This window comes from Sporomusa sp. (genome assembly GCF_057736855.1).
Genome location: NZ_JBYKYF010000359.1, coordinates 823 through 2,700, shown reverse-complemented (window position 1 = coordinate 2,700; position 1,878 = coordinate 823). Strand labels below are relative to the sequence as shown.

Annotated in this window: 2 protein-coding genes and 1 riboswitch (1 of these 3 only partly in view); both genes read right to left on the bottom strand. The window is 46.1% G+C overall.

What is annotated here, in order from left to right:
* Positions 1 to 540: MotA/TolQ/ExbB proton channel family protein (locus AC29Z1_RS16150; RefSeq protein ID WP_488272478.1), on the bottom strand; the 540-nt coding region annotated here is incomplete at its 3' end.
* A 27-nt stretch (positions 541 to 567) separates the two neighbouring features.
* Positions 568 to 1,557 (bottom strand): ABC transporter substrate-binding protein, encoded by a 990-nt coding sequence (locus AC29Z1_RS16145; protein ID WP_488272477.1) that lies wholly within the window; start codon positions 1,555 to 1,557, stop codon positions 568 to 570.
* A gap of 244 nt (positions 1,558 to 1,801) precedes the next feature.
* Positions 1,802 to 1,878: riboswitch (cobalamin riboswitch) on the bottom strand (it continues 103 nt past the right edge of the window).

Here is a 1,878-nt window from a genome sequence, read left to right as displayed (position 1 = left end):
GAAATAACTGTAAATAATCATGGCCAAAGTAGCTACACACAAGCCGGTAGCCGTAGCGATAAGCGCTTCCCCGACGCCGCCGGTAATGGCATGTGGCTGACCAGCTTTGATATTCATGATACTGAACGATTCAATCATACCGATAACTGTACCCAAAAGGCCAAGTAGCGGTGCAATGGTTACAATCGTGTCCAAGTGGCTAAGATGAGCCCGCAGACTGGCAACAGCCAAAGAGGCTTCACCCTCCAGTACACTTTCCACATTCGCGCAGCCGCGTTGCACATACGCAATGCCTTTGGCGGCAACGGTAGCAGCAATACCTGGAGTCTGCTGGCATAAAGCCTGCGCTTTTGCCCAGTCATCCTGCTCTAATAAAGGAGTAAGCTGCTCGATAAGCTCAGGCATATTGGTATCCATTTTTTTATAATAGAGAAACCGTTCCACGCCAATCGCCACCACCAGTGTGGAACAGGCTAAAAGCAAGTACATAACCGGGCCGCCTTGATGAAAAATGTGAAAGCATTCTGCGATAAAACTCATGTTTCTTCCCCCATTGTGTATATATTACTATTCATTCTGAAAATACTGCGGATAGGCAGCTCGGGCCACGTCCTGCACCCCGTACACAATGTACTGTGAAGTGGCAGTTAAGTGTCTGTCAGGTACCTCAACCAAATTGTTATTGCGAATGGCTTTTATTGACTGCAGCGCGGGGTCATTTTGCACATCCGCAGCAAATTTCTTTATATCGGTTTTGCCAGTATAATCCCATACAGGCAGCAAAATGAGATCCGGGTTAATACGCACAATTTGTTCTTTAGATAATACATCGTCACGTCCTAAACCGGCTTGCGCCGCACCTTCAATAACCCCAGCCTTACGGCAGATATCTTCAAAAGTGCTGCCTTTGCCGCCACCGTCGCCCATCAAGGAAAATCGGATAACTACCAACTGCTTGTCTGCTGGTATCTGTCGTACTTTTTCGTTAATTTGGGCCAATTGGCTTTCCATCTCTGCTACCACGCGTTCACCGGCCTGCTCTTCACCCACAACGCGCGCAATGGTTAGTATCGATTGTTTGACTTCATCAATAGTGGTTGCCGTTTTATAGATAAAAACCGGAAGCCCTGCTTCTCTAAGCGTTTGGGGCAATTCTGGCGGCAACCAGTCTGGCACAATAACAAGGTCTGGCTGGAGCGCAATAATACTTTCGGGATTGGCGCGTATCCTCTTAGGAACAACTTTCGCCTTTTCTACGATATTAGACAAACCACTATTATCAGCAAGATACGACAAGGCCGCAATACGCTCAGGCGCTACCAATTCCATGAGAATTTCATCAGTGCTAATGGATAGTGACAAGATTTTCTGTGGTTTTTGCGAAAGTTTCAATACATATCCAGTACTATCAACGACTTCATAAGCAACAGTTCCGCCTGGTGGCGAACTGTCACTATTTTTTCCGGTACAACCGCCGGTAAATACTAAGAGCAGTCCTAACACCACGAGCAGGCTCTGGCGCACAAATGACCGTTTCGCTAGAGTTACTAACAGCATAACTTCATCTCCTACAGATTGTTAATTAAGTAGTTTGGCAGCATCATGTAGCCAAACAGGCAACTGTCATTATTGTATGGGTATAAAAATAGCTGAAACAATAAAAACTCCCAACGTTTACAGTCGGGAGTACAAAAACAATAGGCGAATAAAAAACTTCTGGTGGGCAAACCAGAAGTGAATTCAGCAAATACGCTGCAAAGCGTCTACTGTAATCCCCTCCCCAAACCCTCGTGGGTAACAAACGGTGATTGTTAGATAGGCAGTTCTCCTGACTCCGGATCATTGCTTGCTTAAACCTTCCCAGGAATATATCCCAGT

Coding starts and splice junctions, on each gene's coding strand:
- AC29Z1_RS16145 (WP_488272477.1), bottom strand. CDS start 1,557: ATGCTGTTAGTAACTCTAGCGAAACGGTCATTTGTGCGCCAGAGCCTG.